Origin of the sequence: Salinicoccus sediminis (assembly GCF_000986795.1) — a bacterium.
In the GTDB taxonomy this organism is placed as follows: Bacteria; Bacillota; Bacilli; order Staphylococcales; family Salinicoccaceae; genus Salinicoccus; species Salinicoccus sediminis.
The window spans coordinates 95635-115274 of sequence record NZ_LAYZ01000003.1; the positions used below are offsets into that span (position 1 = coordinate 95635).

The 19640-nt window shown below is 36.4% G+C and carries 28 protein-coding genes; 23 read left to right on the forward strand and 5 right to left on the reverse strand.

All coding sequences use genetic code 11. From position 1 onward, the window contains the following. The first annotated feature begins 38 nt into the window (after nt 1-38). Nucleotides 39-281 carry a 30S ribosomal protein S18 gene (rpsR, locus tag WN59_RS06630; RefSeq protein WP_156172405.1) on the forward strand — a complete coding sequence of 81 codons (243 nt, stop codon included), beginning with the start codon at nt 39-41 and terminating at the stop codon, nt 279-281. Between the two features lie 127 nt (nt 282-408). Here rpsR and WN59_RS06635 read toward each other — a convergent pair whose 3' ends face one another. The 3 genes from WN59_RS06635 to WN59_RS06645 are packed head-to-tail and all read right to left on the reverse strand — an operon-like array spanning nt 409 to nt 2909. Continuing rightward, nucleotides 409-1017 carry a hypothetical protein gene (locus tag WN59_RS06635; protein ID WP_046514674.1) on the reverse strand — a complete coding sequence of 203 codons (609 nt, stop codon included), beginning with the start codon at nt 1015-1017 and terminating at the stop codon, nt 409-411. Continuing rightward, nucleotides 1017-2237 carry a tyrosine-type recombinase/integrase gene (locus tag WN59_RS06640; protein ID WP_046514677.1) on the reverse strand — a complete coding sequence of 407 codons (1221 nt, stop codon included), beginning with the start codon at nt 2235-2237 and terminating at the stop codon, nt 1017-1019. The genes WN59_RS06635 and WN59_RS06640 overlap by 1 nt, the downstream gene beginning before the upstream one ends. Before the next feature lie 45 nt (nt 2238-2282). Then, a complete protein-coding gene (locus tag WN59_RS06645; protein WP_046514678.1) occupies nt 2283-2909 on the reverse strand; it encodes a helix-turn-helix domain-containing protein in 627 nt (208 codons plus the stop codon). A gap of 131 nt (nt 2910-3040) precedes the next feature. Between WN59_RS06645 and WN59_RS06650 the strand changes: the two genes are divergently transcribed. The 17 genes from WN59_RS06650 (at nt 3041) to WN59_RS06735 (ending at nt 13787) form a co-directional block, all read left to right on the forward strand. Then, complete coding sequence (locus WN59_RS06650) at nt 3041-3262, forward strand: helix-turn-helix domain-containing protein (RefSeq protein WP_046514681.1); 222 nt, start codon at nt 3041-3043, stop codon at nt 3260-3262. Nucleotides 3263-3265: 3 nt separating this feature from the next. Further along, a complete protein-coding gene (locus tag WN59_RS06655; protein WP_046514684.1) occupies nt 3266-3538 on the forward strand; it encodes a COG3415 family protein in 273 nt (90 codons plus the stop codon). Between the two features lie 13 nt (nt 3539-3551). Beyond that, nucleotides 3552-3731 carry a hypothetical protein gene (locus WN59_RS06660; protein ID WP_046514687.1) on the forward strand — a complete coding sequence of 60 codons (180 nt, stop codon included), beginning with the start codon at nt 3552-3554 and terminating at the stop codon, nt 3729-3731. A gap of 22 nt (nt 3732-3753) precedes the next feature. Further along, a complete protein-coding gene (locus WN59_RS06665) occupies nt 3754-4317 on the forward strand; it encodes a hypothetical protein (RefSeq protein ID WP_046514690.1) in 564 nt (187 codons plus the stop codon). Next, nucleotides 4310-4573, forward strand: coding sequence for a hypothetical protein (locus WN59_RS06670; protein WP_046514693.1), 264 nt, complete (start codon nt 4310-4312; stop codon nt 4571-4573). Before WN59_RS06665 ends, WN59_RS06670 begins: the two co-directional genes overlap by 8 nt. A 106-nt stretch (nt 4574-4679) precedes the next feature. Continuing rightward, nucleotides 4680-4964: a hypothetical protein gene (locus WN59_RS06675; RefSeq protein ID WP_046514696.1), complete on the forward strand. Its 285-nt coding sequence runs from the start codon at nt 4680-4682 to the stop codon at nt 4962-4964. Then, the gene (locus tag WN59_RS13610; RefSeq protein WP_052747319.1) at nt 4961-5830 is read left to right on the forward strand and encodes a hypothetical protein; all 870 of its coding nucleotides are present in this window, start codon (nt 4961-4963) and stop codon (nt 5828-5830) included. The genes WN59_RS06675 and WN59_RS13610 overlap by 4 nt, the downstream gene beginning before the upstream one ends. 20 nt (nt 5831-5850) lie before the next feature. Further along, nucleotides 5851-6201: a replicative helicase loader/inhibitor gene (locus WN59_RS06685; protein ID WP_046514699.1), complete on the forward strand. Its 351-nt coding sequence runs from the start codon at nt 5851-5853 to the stop codon at nt 6199-6201. After that, nucleotides 6198-7472 (forward strand): DnaB helicase C-terminal domain-containing protein, encoded by a 1275-nt coding sequence (locus WN59_RS06690; protein ID WP_046514702.1) that lies wholly within the window; start codon nt 6198-6200, stop codon nt 7470-7472. Before WN59_RS06685 ends, WN59_RS06690 begins: the two co-directional genes overlap by 4 nt. A 12-nt stretch (nt 7473-7484) precedes the next feature. Further along, nucleotides 7485-7811: a hypothetical protein gene (locus WN59_RS06695; RefSeq protein WP_046514706.1), complete on the forward strand. Its 327-nt coding sequence runs from the start codon at nt 7485-7487 to the stop codon at nt 7809-7811. Between the two features lie 123 nt (nt 7812-7934). Continuing rightward, complete coding sequence (locus tag WN59_RS06700) at nt 7935-8396, forward strand: transcriptional regulator (RefSeq protein ID WP_046514917.1); 462 nt, start codon at nt 7935-7937, stop codon at nt 8394-8396. Between the two features lie 163 nt (nt 8397-8559). Further along, nucleotides 8560-8928 (forward strand): hypothetical protein, encoded by a 369-nt coding sequence (locus tag WN59_RS13310; RefSeq protein ID WP_156172406.1) that lies wholly within the window; start codon nt 8560-8562, stop codon nt 8926-8928. Nucleotides 8929-8965: 37 nt separating this feature from the next. Beyond that, nucleotides 8966-9313: a hypothetical protein gene (locus WN59_RS06710; RefSeq protein WP_046514711.1), complete on the forward strand. Its 348-nt coding sequence runs from the start codon at nt 8966-8968 to the stop codon at nt 9311-9313. 400 nt (nt 9314-9713) lie between these two features. Continuing rightward, on the forward strand, nt 9714-10415 hold the full coding sequence (locus WN59_RS06715) for a hypothetical protein (RefSeq protein ID WP_046514718.1): 702 nt from the start codon (nt 9714-9716) through the stop codon (nt 10413-10415). A 17-nt stretch (nt 10416-10432) separates the two neighbouring features. Next, nucleotides 10433-10924: an HK97 family phage prohead protease gene (locus tag WN59_RS06720; RefSeq protein WP_046514721.1), complete on the forward strand. Its 492-nt coding sequence runs from the start codon at nt 10433-10435 to the stop codon at nt 10922-10924. A 691-nt stretch (nt 10925-11615) separates the two neighbouring features. After that, nucleotides 11616-12548: a DUF6731 family protein gene (locus tag WN59_RS06725; RefSeq protein ID WP_046514725.1), complete on the forward strand. Its 933-nt coding sequence runs from the start codon at nt 11616-11618 to the stop codon at nt 12546-12548. A gap of 561 nt (nt 12549-13109) precedes the next feature. Further along, the gene (locus WN59_RS06735; RefSeq protein ID WP_156172407.1) at nt 13110-13787 is read left to right on the forward strand and encodes a hypothetical protein; all 678 of its coding nucleotides are present in this window, start codon (nt 13110-13112) and stop codon (nt 13785-13787) included. Between the two features lie 129 nt (nt 13788-13916). On the opposite strand, the gene WN59_RS06740 is transcribed toward WN59_RS06735, so the two are convergent. Then, entirely contained in the window at nt 13917-14363 is a 447-nt protein-coding gene (locus WN59_RS06740) for a hypothetical protein (RefSeq protein WP_046514738.1), read from the reverse strand. 428 nt (nt 14364-14791) lie between these two features. Between WN59_RS06740 and WN59_RS06745 the strand changes: the two genes are divergently transcribed. From WN59_RS06745 to WN59_RS06760, 4 genes are all read left to right on the forward strand, one after another. Further along, complete coding sequence (locus WN59_RS06745) at nt 14792-15112, forward strand: hypothetical protein (protein ID WP_046514741.1); 321 nt, start codon at nt 14792-14794, stop codon at nt 15110-15112. Between the two features lie 3 nt (nt 15113-15115). Further along, nucleotides 15116-15871 (forward strand): ImmA/IrrE family metallo-endopeptidase, encoded by a 756-nt coding sequence (locus tag WN59_RS06750; RefSeq protein ID WP_046514746.1) that lies wholly within the window; start codon nt 15116-15118, stop codon nt 15869-15871. Beyond that, nucleotides 15864-16475, forward strand: a complete 612-nt coding sequence (locus WN59_RS06755; protein WP_156172408.1) for a hypothetical protein — start codon at nt 15864-15866, stop codon at nt 16473-16475. Before WN59_RS06750 ends, WN59_RS06755 begins: the two co-directional genes overlap by 8 nt. A gap of 175 nt (nt 16476-16650) precedes the next feature. Then, entirely contained in the window at nt 16651-17223 is a 573-nt protein-coding gene (locus WN59_RS06760; RefSeq protein WP_046514752.1) for a hypothetical protein, read from the forward strand. Between the two features lie 218 nt (nt 17224-17441). Here the strand turns inward: WN59_RS06760 and pruA are convergent, their stop codons facing one another. Next, nucleotides 17442-18986 (reverse strand): L-glutamate gamma-semialdehyde dehydrogenase, encoded by a 1545-nt coding sequence (pruA, locus tag WN59_RS06765; RefSeq protein WP_046514757.1) that lies wholly within the window; start codon nt 18984-18986, stop codon nt 17442-17444. A gap of 248 nt (nt 18987-19234) precedes the next feature. Between pruA and WN59_RS06770 the strand changes: the two genes are divergently transcribed. Then, nucleotides 19235-19621, forward strand: coding sequence for a VOC family protein (locus WN59_RS06770; protein ID WP_046514761.1), 387 nt, complete (start codon nt 19235-19237; stop codon nt 19619-19621). The last annotated feature ends 19 nt before the right edge of the window (nt 19622-19640 follow it).

Sequence of the window (19640 nt, forward strand, 5' to 3'; positions counted from 1 at the left end):
AGACGGATCAGCGATAAAATAATCACAGAGGAGGAAAAATCATGGCAGGTCCAAGAAGAGGCGGTCGCCGCCGTAAAAAGGTTTGTTACTTCACAGCCAATGGCATTACGCACATTGACTACAAAGAAGTAGACCTTCTTAAAAAGTTCATTTCAGAACGTGGTAAAATTCTTCCAAGACGTGTTACAGGTACTTCCGCGAAGTATCAGCGCCAGCTCACAGGAGCAATCAAGCGTGCACGTCATATGGCACTACTCCCATATGTAAAAGAAGAACAGTAATAAATAGAGTTACGAAAACCCTTGATGCGACAACGTTTCAAGGGTTTTTATTATGTCTTTTTTCTATTCTCAGGGCACTTTCAGGGCAAAGTGTCGGAAAACAAAGCATAAAGCATATAGTATAGTTTTAAAGCATAAAGTCTAATTTAACGGAATGGTCATAATTATTTTGGTGTATTGATAAAATGCCATTAGTTTGAATGGAAATCCAATCATCAATATATCTTGTATTACTAGAAGTTATTGTTGAAGGATGCACAGAAAGAAATAACTTGGCATTAGAAGTAGTAGCCTTGGTTATAGATTTTATTGTTTTTTCTGCCTGGTTTCCACACATTAATATAGATTCCGCATAATTTATTATTTGATTTGTAGTATTGCATTTAAGATCAAGTTCATTTTGGTTGATGAAAACCATCTTATAATCTTTGTACATGTTATTGACGAAGCTCAACCAATTATTATTTGTGGCTATATGAATATATTCGTCCCTGATTTTACAATTTTTATTATAATATAGAAGGTTTAATACATTTTCCAATGTGTGTTTAAAAGGAGAGAGTTTACCAGTGACGAAAGCGACGGTATCAAAATATTGATAAAATTTTTCACAATCAATACCTTTTAAATGTTTTGTTTCACATTTAACTTTATCATCTTCTTTATAAGGCTCTTGACCAACTATAATTTTAAGGTTTTTAAGCTCTTCTGGTATTCCTTCTGATGTATGCTCCATTAAATAATCACCTTCTCCAGGTTATCCATCATCTTATCATTCATCTTTTGAGTAACATGTGTATAGATCTGCAGCGTGGTCTTATGGTCTGTATGGCCGACACGTTCCATGATCGTTTTAAGGCTCACATCAAACGATGCCAGCATGCTAATATGTGTATGTCTCAATGTGTGGGTTGTTATCCTCTTATTCAAGCCACACCACTCACTGGCTTCTTTTAGCAATATATTGACCTTCTCTTTAAACAAGGGGGAGCCGGCCACACTGGTAAATACAAACCCTTTATCAGTAAACTTCTCATTCCACATGGATTCCTTCTTATTATCCAACATGACCATTTTAAGTATTTCACAACTCCGATCGGTGATATCAATGACACGGTATGATTTTTCTGTTTTGGTCGTGTCCTTAACTCCGAAAGATCCTTCATGTGTAATCCAATTGATGGAACCGTCTATTTCTAACTTCTTATTCTCTAAATCTATGTTGTGGGTCTCAATGGCCAACAACTCACTAATCCGCATACCATTCAGAGTTTGAAACTCAATAATGTATTTCATCATGTTCAAGTTCCTGGTCACATCCGCACGTTTGGTATTTTTAATCTTGTAATCGACATACTCCAATATCTCTTTAACCTCATGCAGCTCCAGGAAGTTATTCCGCTTACTTTTAATCTCTTCAATGGTCTTGACCGTTGTGGGGATCTCTACATCCTCCAGGGCAACCATAGAAGCAATGCCACAGGTCTTTTTAGCATGTCTGATGATAAATCGGATGACCGTCAGATAATCGGACAGTGTAGCCTTACCCATGCCTTCTTTATGTTTGGAATCAATGAACTTTTGAATGAATTGAGTATTGATATTTTTATAAAGGATGTCTGAATCGATGCTTTTTAAAATGACATTGAGCCTGGAGCGTTTTGATCGCAACGTGCCGGACTTGCTGCCGGATGCGAGTTTATACCGCTCAAACCATTCTTCGGCCAGCTGGTGGAACGTGAGTTTGTCTACACCGGGCATATGTGATTCATTTGATTTAATACGTTGCTCAATTTGCTCATTTAGGCGCTTCTGGGCTTCCTTTTCGGACTGCCTGGTATCTCTGTTCATTACAACGCTGGTACGTCTCCGCTTGCCTGTCAAGGGGTCAATGTATCGCTCATAAAAGCGGTGTTTGACCTTGCCTGTCTTATCCTCAAATGATTCTTTCCACATGGTTTATCCCTCCTTTTAACTGGACTGAGAGTTGGTCCAGATTGATTATTCTTTTTTCAGCTTCGGAATCATCACATCAGGTGCATATTTCCAACCAAATTTATTATAAGTATCCTCACTAATTAAGCCTTCATATTCTAAATCAGCCAAAACTCTTAATGCATGTTCTTGTCTAAATAACATCATACTATTTAAAGAATCAGTAATTATTTTTTTATCTTCAGATTTTATGATGTTATCTTTATAAAATTTATCATTGAATTTATCACTGATCATGTACTCAATGTCGTTGATAGGGAAGTCATATACATCAGCTTTGATATAACCTTTTTCCTCATCTCCCCATCTCAAATATTTAGAAGGAGCTTCTTTATTTGCAAACGTGTCTTTAAATTTGCTCTTAAATTCTTCAGTTGTTATTAATTCATGTTGGAATATTTCATTTATATCTTCTATATGTTTTACATACTCATGGCTGGAATCAGAAAGAGATAATAAGGATTTTCGAAGAAATTCTTCATTCGGTCTTCCTTTTTGACCATTTTCGATGCCGGATATATGGGATTGAGAATAGCCTGTTAATTCCCCTAACTCTTTAGCAGTAAGCTTTTTCCGCTTTCTGAGCCTTTTTAAATAGTCTCCTAATTCTTTGATTTTTTCCTCTTTTGGCATGTTACTCACTCCTTTAAAGATATTATCAATATTATTTTATCCTTGATATTCCAAAAAAGATAGTGTAATCTATGTTTAAGAATAAAATTAATAAAATATTATTCTAAATATCTCTTAAGAGGGGGATTTATATGCTGACATGTTATGAAAATAAAGTCAGAAAAGAAATTAGTCTATCTGGCCACAACATCAAAAGCTTTGCTGGTTCAATCGATGTTAGTTACACCTATATGTCTAATATTTTAAACGGCAGAGCTTGCAGTGGATTGGTAGCAAAAAGAATCGCTGAGGCTTTAGATGTTGAAATCTCGGACATCTTTGAAGTTAAAGAATCAATTAGAGAGGAGGTGTAGATCATGAGCAATGTACAAAGAATCTACGAAGAGCCGACACTGCAAAACAGTCTCTTAAAGCCTGAAGCAGTTTCGACCCGTCCGGTGTACGTATCGAAGAAAGTTGCTGCTGAGATGTTTTCAGTTTCAAAAAGCACTATATATCAATGGTGTAAGACTGCTGAAGAGTCCGGGGAATGGCCAGGGCTTTCTATACGTCCAAGCTCCAGTATCACCTTGCTGCACTTAGACACTTTGGAAAAATTCATCATCAGTAAGAACAAATCATTTTTATAAAGGAGTTGAAATCATGAAGCTATTTTTATCCATTCTTCCAGAACTTACTTTTCTAACTGGAACCCTAAGCGTAATAACAGGAATGATCTTATTCATGAATTGGCAGATCGCTCTTATATTCGGTGGAGCAGTGCTTATTCTAGTAGCGAACTATTTAAACGAGATCATGAGTGTGGAAGTTGAAGAACAATAATGAATCTAAAGGAGGATATCAAATGACTGAATCAGTAAAAAATGTATTTCAAAACAGAGTTTTAGACTTGATAAGGAACTTCTCAATATTGAAAGAATACGAAGGAATCGCCAGTTTTAAATTAGATGAAGATCCATTCGACATGATCTATGTAGTCAGAGACGGAAAGCTTCATGCAACGGTCGATACACATCAAACGCAAGGAGACATGCGAGTCTATGAAGTAACGGAAACTAAGCACCTCGAAACGCTTTTGTATTTCCTAGATGAAGACGTACCTGATAGCGAAAGGCATGAGCGATTCTTTAATAACTTACTGGATGATTATACGCTTTATCTGCTGGAGGAACATGCAGCTGGAGATGAGGAATTTAAAGCGGATCTCTTTGGAGAAATCAGCATGATTCATACCAATGCTATCTCAATCCAGGAACCGCACCAGGCAGCAGTAGAATCATTGAGGTCGCTCGATATATTCATGAATAGTAATAAGGTGAGCAATGAGGACTTTGAAACATTGATTAGTGAGTTAAACGCACAATTTACTGAATACAATAATTTCACTAGGGGGATTACAAATGACTGAACAAAAAGTAAACGAATTGGAAGATGAACTTTTGAAGATGGAAGATGACCGGGACAGCATGCAGATATTACTGAATCAAACTAGAGATATGCTGCTGACGATTGAACAACAGTATGAAGAAGTAGAAAAGGTTCATGCGTATTTACACCCTAAAGATACGAAGAGTTTAATTGCTCGAAAAATACAAACAGTGCGGTCACTACTGGACGTTACTAATAGATACCTGCGTGTAGAAATGGAAGATACAGAGCAATAAAAAAGCCGATACATTCAAAATGTACCGACTAGCTACCGACTGCAATCGGTAGAGAAATTAAATTAACTGTCCTGTAATTATAGCAGAAAAATAGGGGGTGTGGATTATGACAAATGCAAAAGATTCTTTCCAAGATGAAATTTATATAAAAGTCACTGATTTAAAAAGCGAAGAAATAGGAGTTTCATTTTTGAAAGCACTAGCGGATGAAAGCTTATCTTTTGAAGCGAAGCAGGTTTACTATTGTCTACTTCATTACCCCTTATCAAGTAAGGACAAAAGAACATTGAGTGAACAGGTAAACCTGTTTTTAGATGTACCACGAAAAGAATTCCAGGAATATAAAAAAGAACTCATAGCAGCTGGATATCTCAAGGAGGGGAGGTTATGACGAATTGGTTTTCGATTCACAGAAGTATTAAAAAACACTGGTTATTTCAGGAAGAGAGAACATATTCACGGTTTGAAGCATGGTTCTTCATCCTCATGGAAACCAATCATTCAGAGGTTAAACAACCAATAGGAAACCAAATTGTAACTATAGAAAGAGGTCAATTTTTCACCTCTAAACTTAAATTGTCAGAAAAGTTTAATTGGTCCAGAAAAAAATTAGATGCATTTTTAAGGATGCTCGAAAGAGACAACATGGTACACATCAAAAGCACAACGAAATATACCGTTATAACCGTTGTCAATTATGACTTTTACCAGAGTGATGAAGGTCGAAAGGCACAACAAAAGATACAACAATCGCAACAGCCAAGTGAACAACACTCGCACAACAACGGCACATCAAATGCACAACAAACGCACATAACGAATAATGTTAATAAAGGTAATAATGTTAATAACTCTATACGTGCTCTTGAAAATGATTTAAATGAAAGTTATGCACATGTGGATAAGTCGAAAGAAGATACAGAAGAAAAGTTCTTAGAGTTTTATGATCTCTATGACAAAAAGAAGGCAAGACCGAAAGCAGAGCAGGCATTTAAGAGAGCGTTAAAGAAACATGACTTTGAAACAATCATGAATGGTACTAAGAGTTTTTTAAAAACTATTACGGATAAGCAATACCAACCCTATCCGGCTTCATTCTTAAATCAAGAAAGATATATGGATGAACATCGTCCTGTAAACGGAAATATTATTGATGGAGATAATGCTCAAACGAATGAGCCAGCAGAAAATATCCAACGCAGTAAAAAAGAAGATCCCCTTGCAGATGTAAGACATTATGAAAATGCAGTCGATTAATCAAGGAAGCAGGTGAACATATGAAGAAGCCCCAGGCATTGGAAATATTAAAAATTCTATATGCGTTTTACCCAAACTTCAACCATAAAGAAATAGAATCATTTAACGAAATGTGGATTGAGCGCCTGACTGAGGGAGATTATGAGAAAACGATGCGGAAGGTTAAGCAATACACCCAAGATAGTCGATTCCCTCCATCCCTGGCAGATGTTTTGGTCATTGAACCTAAGATTACTCCACCGGAGGAAACGGAGATTGCCAAAGCTACGGCGGCGGTCGAAAAAGAAATGGCTGATCCCGAAATGAGGGCGAAACGTGAAAGGAGTCTTGAAAATGCACGTCAGATGTTCGAGGAGCTGAAAAGACAGTGAACAACATTGATCAAATGCGCTTGAATGATTTTGAATATCCAGAGAAGAATATTCTGGCCAGGCTTATAAAATGGCCGGAACTCCGTAAAGACCTTAAGCTCCAGCCCAAGCACTTTTGGGATGACAGGCATGCGGCCATTGTTGAAGCATTGATAAACAACCCGGGATTAACAGATGCGCATTTGATGAATGACGCAATCAGGAACAAAAGTGCATTTGGAGGTTATGAATTTGTAGATACTTTAATCAACTACCCAATACCTTCAAAACATGGTATGACAAACGATCAGTTGGAAGTGTATCACTACTATAAGCAACGCGAAATAAAGAAAAAATGGGAAGACTACGAGGCGGACCCTTCAGATGAAAATGCTCTTGAAATGAGCGGCCGTATTCAGGAATTAAATCAGTTTGAAGTCCATGAAGACAGTTCTAAGTTAGAAATTATGTCTGAGATTTTAGATGATTTGCATAATGTCAATGAAACTCCTGTTACCCCTACAGGTTTTAAGACGTTGGATTCACTCATTGGAGGGTTTGAGGATGGTCAGTTGAATGTTATTGCTGCACGTCCATCTTTAGGGAAAACCGCTCTTGCACTCCAGTTGGGGAAACAATTGGCGAAAGATAATAATGAGGTTGTATTTTGCTCGATGGAAACGAGGGAGAAGAATCTAACCCAGAGACTACTGGCCAATATTGCTAAAGTTTCTCTTTCAAAATTTAAAAATGCAGCCAGGGATATGAGCAAAGAAGAAGTCGACCGGGTGACGGATGCCATGAGTGTCTACCACAAGATGAATTTGAAGATTGTGGAGAAACCCCAAATAAGTCCAAGTGAAATTCGTGGCATTGCCAATAGCATGAGTGATGCTGAACATGGATTTATCATCATCGACTATCTGCAGCTGATGCACTCAGACAAAAAACATAATAGCAAATATGAGGAAGTGAGTCAGATCTCCAGAGAGTTGAAGGTAATCACTCAGGAGTTCCAGAACATATCCATCATAGCCATTGCGCAGCTTAACCGGGGAGTAGAGCAACGTCAGGATAAACGGCCGATGATGTCCGACTTAAGAGACTCAGGGGGCATTGAGCAGGATGCCAGCATGATTATGATGCTCTACCGTGATGATTATTATCACGAGCCTAAAGACAAGCAGCCAGGGGCGCCGAGTGAACTTGATGTGATTGTCGCTAAAAATAAAGATGGAGAAGTGGGTACGGCCAAACTTGAATACTACAAAAACATTCAAAGAATTTATTAAAGGGGTGATGAAATGAAGACCGCAAGATTATACTTGGAAGCCGCTGATAGTAATGTGCGAGACTTTCAAAGATTTAAAGATTCAAGGCGGCATAGAGATTATAAAAGTGAGCTGGTTATAAAAATTCATACTGTCTGGAAGTATTCTTTCTTGTACCTGATTCAAACAGGAAAGCTTAAGTTGTCTGATCCGATAACGAAGTGGGAGGAATACACGGGGAAGTATCAGCTGCCGGATCATTACAAAGTCGCTAATGCATATCTGAGAAGCAACAATCAGCCAACCCTGGATTATACAGAAAAAGTGTTTCATCAGTATATAAAAAAGAGATCCGCTTAAATGGATAAGCAGACCTCATATAGAAACGGCTTCGTTGTCTTGATTATACAACACTTTCTCATCAGTAGCATGTATAAACGCTTTGACAAAAACAATGCAATAGCATTGAGAGGAGGCAGGCCATTGAAGCTTGGCAGGAATGATATACCAAAGTTAGAAGAGTATTGGATCAATCACTCAGAGCTGAAGAAACAATTACAGTTCAGAAGGTTCGAGCTGCTGTACTATCAGCCGGATACAAACGTTGGTGGGGGTAAGTCGAACATACCAACAGCACCAACAGAACAAGAAGCAATCAAGCTGACGCAGGATGAGCTGTACAACAACCTGAAACGAATAACAGAATCAATTGATAAGGTATACCATAACCTGGATGACGATTCAAAGTTCATCATACATGCGCGCTACTTCGATACGAACGTGGACTGTTATGAGTGGGAGGACATAGCACATGAGCTGACTAAGATGCGCCAGGATGACAGAGTGGTCAGTCGGAATGCTGTACTGAGGAAAAGGAATAAGATCATGGAAGATACCGCAGTAAGAATAGGTTGGGTGAGTGTGCAAGCGATGCTTACATCATGAAGGGTATTTTTAGCACTTAAAAAAACTAAAGCTACCAAAGCATAGCAGCAATATTTAATTCTATATCTGAAAGTTGGTGTATACCTTGTCTGAGTGTTATATCTCCCATGCCATGTTGCTGAGTAAATACAACCCCCATTACTATCAAAGATTGTTCAAAGAAATGGAAGACGAAATTGAAGAGATGTATCATTTGTCGACTTCAACAGTTACGGATAGTGACATCGGAGAATTGATGATTATGAGTTACAGTGTCGAAGACATAGCAATAATGATTGTGGAACGTAAGGAGATGCTGGAGAAACTAAAAAGTAGTGCAGCTAAACACTGTATTAATTTACAGATTGCTTTAACCCGGATGCCTGGCAAGTACCAAGCAGCATTGCATGCTGCTCAATCCAAGATGAACCTTCAAGCCATTAATAAGAATCAGCTGAATACCATCTGCCAAGCCTTGTGGGCGGTTGTGGACAAAGAGGGAGATAACATACCAGCAGACCAAGAAGACTCTCAGATGACACATGCAATGTGATGCAGCCGGGATATTAAAAGCAATAGGAGGTGCAGGCTTGAACGAACACAATAAAGAGATCTTTACACTGTTTAAGGATTACAGATGGATGAAGAAGCTGATTGAAGAAAAAGAATCACTGGCCCAACAATACTCAAACGATCCGTTTCTTTCGATGCTTAACCAGGGATTCGACCAAGAGGTAAACGATTTAAAAGAGAAGGTTGCTTATGTTGATAAGAACATCGAACTGATTGAAGACGATAAAATATATTGGATCTTAAACCTTCTGAGACGAGGGTACACCGTGAAACAAATCAAACAGATAATACCCATCTCCAACAGAACTTTTTATGACAAATGTGATAAAGCAATGACAACTATATCAAACCAATCACTTCTGTGATGTGTGAGACTTATAGAGTGACTGCTGTGATTAAAGGAATAGCAAACATGACCAAACACACCAGAATAGATTAATGATTGTCAGAATGGCTCTAAATGCTTTCTGTGGCAATAGTGAAATTACTAGAGACGAAAAAATAAAAAGCCAAAAGTAAATGAGGCGAGCAAATGATTGAGGGATAATTTTTTGATGAAGTCCCCCATCGATTTAACCCCCCGTGGGTATGAGAGTTGATATACCGACGTCATACCCGTCTTCGAGAAAATCTCCCCAAATAAACACTTTTAAACTGAACTAATTAGAAAGAATGAGAAGTTTTTCAAAAAAGCACGAAATCACTAAAACTTATTCTTTCATATCATGAAGAATTAATATTCTAAAATCAAAAGGAGAATGACACATGTTAAATTTTAAGAAAAATAATGCTGAACCCGAAGGTATCCAGGAAGTAAAAGAAAAAGATCTTTATCAAATTTTTAAAGAGGATGTTCAACCGAAGTTGGACGGCAAACGCAAGATTTTAAATCGATATGAAGAACTTCAAAAAGCATATAACGAGAAGAAAAAAGAAATTGAGTTGATGGGAGACGGCAGCGGCTTCTTAAATGCAGCGAGGATGAACAAGGAGCTTCAACGAATTGAGTCTCAAATATTGAAAACATCTGAAGAAATTCTTGATGAAGAAAATGGTCATCTATTGGATGATGAATCAAAAAAACAAATAGAATCCATTTACAATCAAGAACTGTCAGATGCACAAAGAGAAGTTAAGATGCAATATGATGCCCTAGAAGGTGAGCTTGAAGATATTGCTGACCGATATGAAAAGATCATGGAAGCTCAACGCAAAGTAGTGAAAGCGAGAAAGTTATATGAATTCATGCAAAAGACGGCACTCGAAGATGACTTTGAAAAGTGGCCAAAAGGGAATGATTATGTTTTTCAGTACAAAAAATCTATGGATTGGGATTCAGGCAAGTATTACGGTTACATCATGAAAGGGATGCCGGCTACTTCAATAACTTCCCTCAAAAGATTATTTGAAAAGAATCTGGAAAAGAAGAAGCTTGCGATACATCAAAAATATTATAAAGGATGGTAAGTGAGAGGTGTGACTCAATGAGAGCAGCAGGATATGCATTGAAATATGGATATAGAAATAATAAGGGTTGGGTTTATAAGGAGGGGTGTCTGGAAGGTACTGATTTATCAGAAACTAAGGCGATCGATACTAACGGAATGCCTTTCGGTGGTGTAAGGAACGGTCTCCTGGAAGTAAGAACGAATGACCGGGGGCTATTGTTTATACTTCAATTACATGAGCCACTTAGTTATATTCCGGACCTCATTGAAAACATAAGAATCAGTAATATAACCGGAGTAGGAGTGCGGGGGAATTATTATAAATCCATAGAGGATGAACATACTTTAGTCACTAAGTTGAGTAACATCTCAGGTATTGTAATTAGTTCCATGAATGAAAATGAAGGTAGCAATATTCGATTATTCCAGGATGATGAAATACTTTTTACAGAAGAAATTGAATCCTTAGATAACGAAATAAAAGAAAAAGAAGTGCTTCGTATGGACATTGAGTTGTGTGATTTATGAATGATTTCACTTAACAACACTGGTATAATATTAGATAGATATGGGTACCTTCGCTTAAAAAACAATGCATTACAAAAAAACTGAATTTTTTGTCCTTCATACCGCCAGCCCTCCTGCTGGTGGTATTTTTATATCTTAGGATGATTTAACGATATCGTTAAAGTAACTTCACAGTAAGCCCACATAGCGATGATAGGCGTTGTCCATAATACTTATATCGTGAATCGCTTAAATGCGCTGTATGGGCTTCTTTTTGTGTTTATAGATGGGGTAGGTAGTAGTGACCCCATAGATAAGCTGATGTACCAAATCGATACGTCAGGTCAGAACCCAATTTTGGGTTTTGTAGATGTGTTCAATTTTGAGCGATAGCTATTAGTCAAAAATGACTAGCCAACGCAAAATTGCGCCGGCTAAAAAAGCATTAAAAAAAAGCCACTACAGTTTCCGCTGCAGCAGCTAAAAGTTATATTCCAGAAGTGATTATAGCGAGTTTGTCAGATATTGCTAGTTAACAGTCTTATTATTTGAGAGAGGTGAATGGAAATGTTTTTCTTTTCGTAGTATACTAAAATTGTGTAGTCGAGCTGTCAGCATTCCCCGCTGATGGCTCTTTTTTTCCCCAGATATTGCCTAAACAAGTAAATATCTGTAATATTTAGTTAACTACACAATGAAAGAGGTTCGGGGAATGAGTGCTAAAAAGAAATACATGAAAATTGAAGCTTATCAAATGAAACTTTTTAAAAAAGAAGATATTAATAATGAAAATTGGGCATACTTTAAATTAAGAAATATCGAGGATAAATATAACGATTTGAAAGAAGCGAAAGACCATCAAATTTTACATGGCTTATTCAAACATGAGCTGAGTCTTTTGGCGAATAAAAAAAACAATCAATACGAACTTGTTTTTAATAAATTGAGTTCTACAGATTTCCCTATAATTATAGATGAGGAAGGTAATTTCTCAGATATGAAAGATAATATTTCTGATGATAAAAATATTGGGAATCTAACTTGCGCTATTTATGATGATGTGAATAAAATTCTATTGGTACAAGTGAACTTTAATTCAATGAATGTACGTCAGATAGAAAAATATTTTAATGAATTATTCGTCCATGATGATTATGTTTTAAAGTTGGAACCTTTAATCAATAGAAAATTTTATGAAAGAGTTAAATCAAAAACGAAATCCAAGTTTGAAGTTTCTATGTTATTGAATAGTGGTGTTTCAGAAAAGACTAATAGGAATGGTATCTTTTTTAAAAAGTATGAAGAGGCTAGATCTATAAATGCTGTAAGGACAAGTTTTACATTCTCTATGGGCCAAATTAAAAATGAAACATTAGAAGATACAGAATCTAATTTGCTTATTGAAGATATAGTTAACAATCAAGAAATAGTTCCGAAAGCTAAAGTCTCGTTCAAAGAACAAATGGATTCAAAACCTGAGTTAGCAGATTTACTTAATATGAAGATGAATAGTATCGTTGATTTTGATATTCCAGAAAGAGCTACTTTAAGAGAGGATGCAATTTTAAATAAAATACGATTTAACTATGAAGATGAATTTAAAGAAAGGATTAATGAATTTTTTAGAGATTTTGGGAGGAGATGAATATTATTAAATATATCTCGGTAATTATAGCTGTGGTTACCCTCTTATTTATGAATTGGAATATTTATCTTGCAGATTGTCAATCGCAAGAAAGAGTCCTAGATAATTTAGTAAATATAAACACTACAATAATAGGGTTTCTAATCACATTAATAGGTATAATTGCAGCAATCAGAAATGTTACGATTGTAAATGATTATATGAATGATCATGGAAATAAATTTAAAAGAATTTTGTATATTACTATGTTATCGGGTTTAATTGCAATTATACTTATATTAACAATACTGAGTTTAATATACATGCCTATTAGAAATCTCTTATTAATACTGATGTTAGTTTCTCAAATTATCTTTCTTTTATCTTGCATCTTAATTATAAGTAACATGATTGATATGATATTTATAAAACAAGAGAATCGATTTTCTGAAGAAGATGCCTATAAGTAAATTAATTCTTTTTATGCGTTTTTCTCGATCTGTTGAGATGGGATATACAAGATTACCCCACTGCAGGTGGTCTTTTTTTAACTTATATTATTTAATGATTGGAATGAGAACAATGTTATACACTATTATAGTTCCAATATACATACCGATAATTACTGCCTTAATTGCATTGATTGGCGTGATACTAACCGCTATAGTAGGTTGGTGGAATAATAAAAAGCAGTTTAATGGCCTAGTAGTATCGCAATCGAGAATAAATTGGATACAAGAAGTGAGGAAACATGCAGCGGTATATTTATCGCATATGAGTAATTGTAAATCAATATTGGAACAAATAGAGAGTTCTAACCAATCAATTACTGATTTGAGAAAACGGATTAAAGTTTATGATGACATTTGGTATCCTTCAGAATCAGAAGAACCAGTAGATTATGAAGTGGACTGCCCTGGTCACGAAGATTCTAATAAAACTTATAGAAAGAATATTGCTGATTTATACGTTTCTATTAAAAAATCATCAAAATTGTTAATAGAAGAACAAGATAAATTTAACGAAAACTTCCAATTATTAACTCTTTACTTGCCGAAAAATCCAAAGAAAAGTCTTGAAGAGGATGATCATGCACAACTATTATCCATGATGAATGAGTTGAAATTAATGATTTCAGATGGTGTGAAAAATAAAGAAAATGTAAATGCTGTGGAGTTTAAAGGTAAAGTAAATAAATTTACTAACAAGATAAGTAATTATTTAAAACAAGAGTGGGATGAGGCAAAGAAGAATAAATGATTATTCTTTGCATAAGAGTAGGTTTTAAATCTTTAACTTATATGCAAACTGCATAAAAATTTAATTATCAGAGAGTCTCTCCTAAGAGATATTGAAAGCCAGCTTCTAATGTAAAAGGCGGCTTTTTGGTTACAACAAATTTGAAATCTTATCTTTTAAGTTGTTAAAGTTATTCTTGGAGTATGCATTATCATAAGTCAGTTTAATTGTATTATCCGCAATAGAAAAATGTATTTCAGTTAAATTCAAGTCATCTACGATTCCATCAGAATATACCAAAGTATAGTCGGTTAGTGCCTGCTTACTTTTTTGAGTATATAATTGGCTATCTTTATAACTTAAATATGTGATATGACTTTTTGTAACAATCAAAGCCTGCTCAGTCTCGAAATAAATGAAATCATCTTCTGAAAGAGAAATATCTTCTGTCATCATCAAGAAACGGAGATCCCTAAAAATTTTACTTTCATGCAACTTATTAACTACATGAGTGTCTGTATCTCCATTTATATTTCCTTCTTTGCACTTTTTGAATAAATCGACTAATTCTTTATAAGTCTCCTCTGGTGTTCTCATAATGTACCTCCAATTAGTAGTGATATTTTTAATATAGACTACTATCTAGTTATAGTAAATGAACCAATACGAGGAGTCCGATCTGTATAGATAATACGGATTGTTTAAAAAATGACCACATAGGATGGACTGTGTGAAGCGTTTAGTAGTTCAATTGATATATAATGTTCATAAAATGCTAAAAACGGATTAAAATGGCTTATTTGACCTCACAAATGATTATTAGTTTTTGAGGATATTAGAAAATAATTAAATTAAGAAAATTTATTGACATTTTTAAAATAGAGATTTACAACGAGTTAAATTAGGGTATTATTAGTAATAAGTGTAGACATCGAGGAGCAGCATGCGTATTGTCTGCTCTTTTTTGTCTACTAAACAGTATGATCTAGTAAATAGGTTATGTTGTTAAGAGGAGGAGAGTTAACATGAGTAATGCAGTAATGTTACCTAAGTATTCACAATACGAGCTTACTTCATTAGTGAGGAACCAAAGTTCATCAGCAATCGACATAAACGAAAAGGACCAAGAACTTTATAAAGATATCATATCAGGTGACATCATTTTTAAAGAAGAGCACTTTCGACTTGCTGCTGAATTGCTTGAACTTGATAAAAAGGATGTATTTGCATACGAATATGAAAGTGATTTGGTCTATAGAAATAATAATGATGGTTCTGAATTAGAAGAAATAAAGCTACTATTTAGATTGGTGGCGGAACAAAGAAAATTAAAAGGTGAAGTATAAGTTATGAAGAAATTAAGACTCTCGGAAACGAAAAAAGAAGAATTAAATCGAGAAGCTGATACATGGGTGAGAAAGTTTAAAACAGAATATCCTCTTGTAAAATACCCTATTAATGATCCTTTCGCAGAAGTAGAGAAATTGGGGTATTTTATTATTGCCAAAAAAGTGGAGAGTGAGATTGCCGGTCTACAATACAAAATTGGAGACGATGGATACATATTGATTAACAATAACGATGATTTAGGAAGACAACATCATTCACTATTTCACGAGGTATTCCATTTATATTCCGGAGTAGGCTTGGGAGTTCATTTAAAAGGTGAGTCTGAATATATTGAAAGTGAATACTTAGCAGACGCTTTCGCTTCGAGACTATTAATGGACCGGTCACTTGTACAAAAATATATAGATGAAAATAGAGTGAATATAGAATTTCTAAGTCATGTAGATTTAATTAGGATGCATAATTACTTCAATGTTAGTTATAGTAATATGGCTTTTGTGCTAAAACAGATGTTTCCAGATGAATTCAACCCAGTTATGTTTGCAATAGGAAAATTGCCTAGGAGAAGTGATTTATTGAAAAAGACAAAAGACACTAGTCTTTCTACTAAGCTCTCCGAAGTTCCTGAATTTGATTATATTACCCCTAGTATCTTTGAAACTCTAAGCTCAAATTTAGAGAGTGGTAGGGTTTCCGAAGAAAGGATAGAAGAAATTCTGGATTTCTTTTCAGAGGAGTTGAATCTTGGTGAATAATGAATTGAATTGTCTATGTGATACAAACATATGGATTAATGTATCATGTATCAATCGACATACTAAATACCTTGATTGTTACAGAATAGTAGGATTTGTAGAACAAGTACATAATGAAATAGTAAAATTCAAAAATAGTGAAAACACTCATAAAATTTTTAAGGATTATGATGAATGTAAAAAAGACTATAAAGTATTAGAGATTGACGAATTAGGAGATATGAAACCTCATTTTGTCATGGAATTGAAAAGAAGGGGCTTCAATGAGTTAGATAATAGCGATAAAACTATTAAAAATTTAGGTGAGTATGTTTCTCTATATTTTGCTTATTATAAGGATATAGTATTTATACATTCAGAAGATAATGAATTTATGGATGATGTTTCATTAAGTGAGTTTAAAAATATAAATGTTATAGGTTGGAACGAAGTAGCAGGAAACATAACAAAAGATGATAATGAAAGATTAAAAATAAATAAAGAAGTTCAAGAAAGAAGAAGTAATATATTTGATCCAAAGAAAAAGAATCAAAGAAATTCTAAAGGAACTTTGAAAGATCGTATGGCAAAAATGCAAAAAAATATCAACTCTAAAAGATTGTAAACATTTTACTTTTATATATAGTTAAGTCCTGTCCCCTTGGTTTTGTAATTAAAAAGTGATTACATGGAAGAGGCACAGAGAGCTATTGGCACAGACCATAAGAGTTATAAATTGTAAATTCTTGAATTCTTCTGTGCAGGCTTTTATGAGCTGAATACGAGCAAGAGGTGAATATATGTCTGGTTCTGAAGTGTGGAGCTTAATTTTATCCAGCATCTCATTATTGATTGCAATGGCGACTGTTTTGATTGCTTTCTTGAATAGAAATGATAGCATCAGACCGCATATATATGTCTACTTGGATGACATGAGGGATGATGAGGGTAATATTTCTGATGGATATATCGTGATAGAGAACCTTGGGAAGTATCCGGCAAGGATGAATAATATAGAAGCTAAAGGTAAAACAAGAATCTTCGTCAATAATAAACAATACGGTTTTGAACAGATTGGAGATACTCCCGGAAATTACTACATTGATTTAGAAAAAGTATTGAAGAACAAATTAAAAGGGATCTCTATACTACCAGGCAAAGAAGAAAGAGTTTTTATATCTTTAAATGAACCAGCTATAAGCAATATTGGTATCGAAAAGTTGGATAGTTATCTTGAAGTCCTTCCATATACCGTTAAAAGCCTCAAAGACAAAGGTGAAAAATACATAATCATAGTGGAATATACGAAAGTTAAGCGGTTATTAATCAAAGTTAGAGGATTTAACTTCTATAAAGATAGTTTTGATATATAGCAAGGGCATTTTTCAGGGCAATCTCAGGGCAAGTTTTTAGTAAAAGGGCAAACGGTATCGGAAATGGAATCTATGAAATTCTTCTAAAATGCTGATTTAATAGGATTTCTCTTAAGTGTAGATACCTTAAAAATGACTGTCTGTAAAAGAAGAACAGTAATACCAAAAAAGCTCCAGGTCACTGACCTGGAGCTTTTTTAATGTCCAAATATATTTTTCTAGAACATCTCTGAGACGACTTTCTGTTCAAGGAAGTTGAGCATATAGTCAGGGCTTCCTGTCTTCTGGTCTGTACCGGAGAGTTTGAAGCCGCCGAATGGGTGGTAGCCCATTACCGCTGCAGTACATCCACGGTTCAGATACAGATTGCCGACATGGAATTTTTTCTGCGCCTTAATCCAGTTTTCACGCGTATTCGTGATGACTGATCCAGTCAGACCGTATACAGTATTATTGGCGATTTCAAGCAATTCGTCAAAGTCCTTCGCTTTTGCGAAAGCGACGACCGGCCCGAATATCTCTTCCTGCATGATGCGCGCCTTCGGATCAAGGTCTGCAAATATTGTCGGCTGGATGAAGTAGCCTTTGGAATCATCCGTCTCTCCGCCGATCTTAAGCGTACCTTCCTCTTTGCCGATATCGATATAGCCTTTGATCATGTCGAACTGTTTCTGGCTGATGACCGGTCCCATATACGTGTCTTCCACCGGGTTGCCGACAGTCAGCTCTTCGGTCAGTTCAACGGCTTTTCTCAGCACTTCATCGTATACATCCTCATGAATGACCGCACGGGATCCGGCTGAACATTTCTGGCCCGCGAAACCGAAAGCGGAATTCACGATGGAATCTGCCGCAAGATCGAGATCGGCTGTTTTGTCCACGATGATCGTGTCTTTGCCGCCCATCTCTGTAATGACTCTTTTCAGGAAATGCTGCCCTTCCTGAACGACTGAAGCACGTTCATTAATTCTGAGCCCGGTCGCTTTGGAACCGGTGAATGTGATGAAGTGGGTTTTATGGTGGTCGACCATATAGTCCCCGATCACTCCGGAATCGCCTGTAACAAAGTTCACGACGCCTTTCGGCAGACCTGCCTCTTCGAGCACTTCGATCAATTTATATGAAATCAACGGCGTATCTTCCGCCGGTTTCAGAAGGACGGTGTTTCCCGCGATGATTGGGGCCACAGTCGTACCTGTCATGATTGCAAACGGGAAGTTCCACGGCGTGATTGTGACGCCCGCACCCATCGGCTGATAGAAATATTTGTTGTGTTCGCCTTCACGGTCGAGCACCCGTTTTCCATCAGCCAGCTCCATCATCGATCTGGCATAGTATTCAATGAAGTCGATGCCTTCGTTCGTATCGCCGTCTGCTTCATTCCATGGCTTACCTGCTTCATAAACCATCAGTGCGGAAAACTCATGTTTGCGGCGACGGATGATTGCGGCAACTCTGATAAGGAGTTCAGCGCGGTCTCTGGGATCCCATTCACTCCATGTTTCAAAAGCCTCTTCCGCAGCCTGGAATGCTGCATCAATGTGACCCTGTGTCGCTTTCGAAACGTGACCGACGGCCTGTTCCTTATCGGATGGGTTATAGGAAGTGATCTGGTCGTCCGTTTCTATATGCTCACCGCCAATGACCAGCGGACGTTTGACGCCGAAGTCATTTTTAGCATTTTCCAAAGCGGCTTTGAAAGCTTTTCTATTTTCCTCCTGTGTAAAATCTGTAGCTGGTTCTGCACTGTAAGGTACTACCATTGATGAATCCTCCTCGTTATTTTGTATGTTCTTTTCAGCAGATTGCTGAATTGACAATTTGGAAATATTTTTATCCCAAAACACTATTCCTATACCCGATTTCAGGAAAATTATTTATCGAATGACATAGCAGATCAAAATCCACCGGAAAAATAATTGTAATTTGTTATTTTTTGTATACATGAACATTTTTCTGTAGAATAAAATTGAAAGCGGTTTATAAATATTATATTTGGAGGGATGGAAACATGATCAAAAAACTGGCCGGGGTAATGCTTTACGTAGACAGCCAGGAAGAGTCGGTGAAGTTCTGGAAAGAGACCTTGGGGTTCACAGTCGTGTCGGAAGAGGAGCTCCCCGAAGGCTATAAGGCGGTGGAAGTGGCACCCGACAGCAGATCTGAAACGACAGTCACGATTTTCGATAAGGCGTTCATCAAAAAGTACAGCCCGGAACTTCATATAGGAACACCCTCTTTGATGTTTGAGACGGATGATGCCGGGGCGTTGTATGAGGAAATGAAAGCCAGGGGAGTTACAGTCGGTGAAATGACGGAGATGGACGGCAGTAAAGTGTTCAACTTCAAAGATGCGGAAGATAATTATTTTGCAGTATCGGAAGCTGACAGGACATAAAGAAGGCCGGTCAAAACTG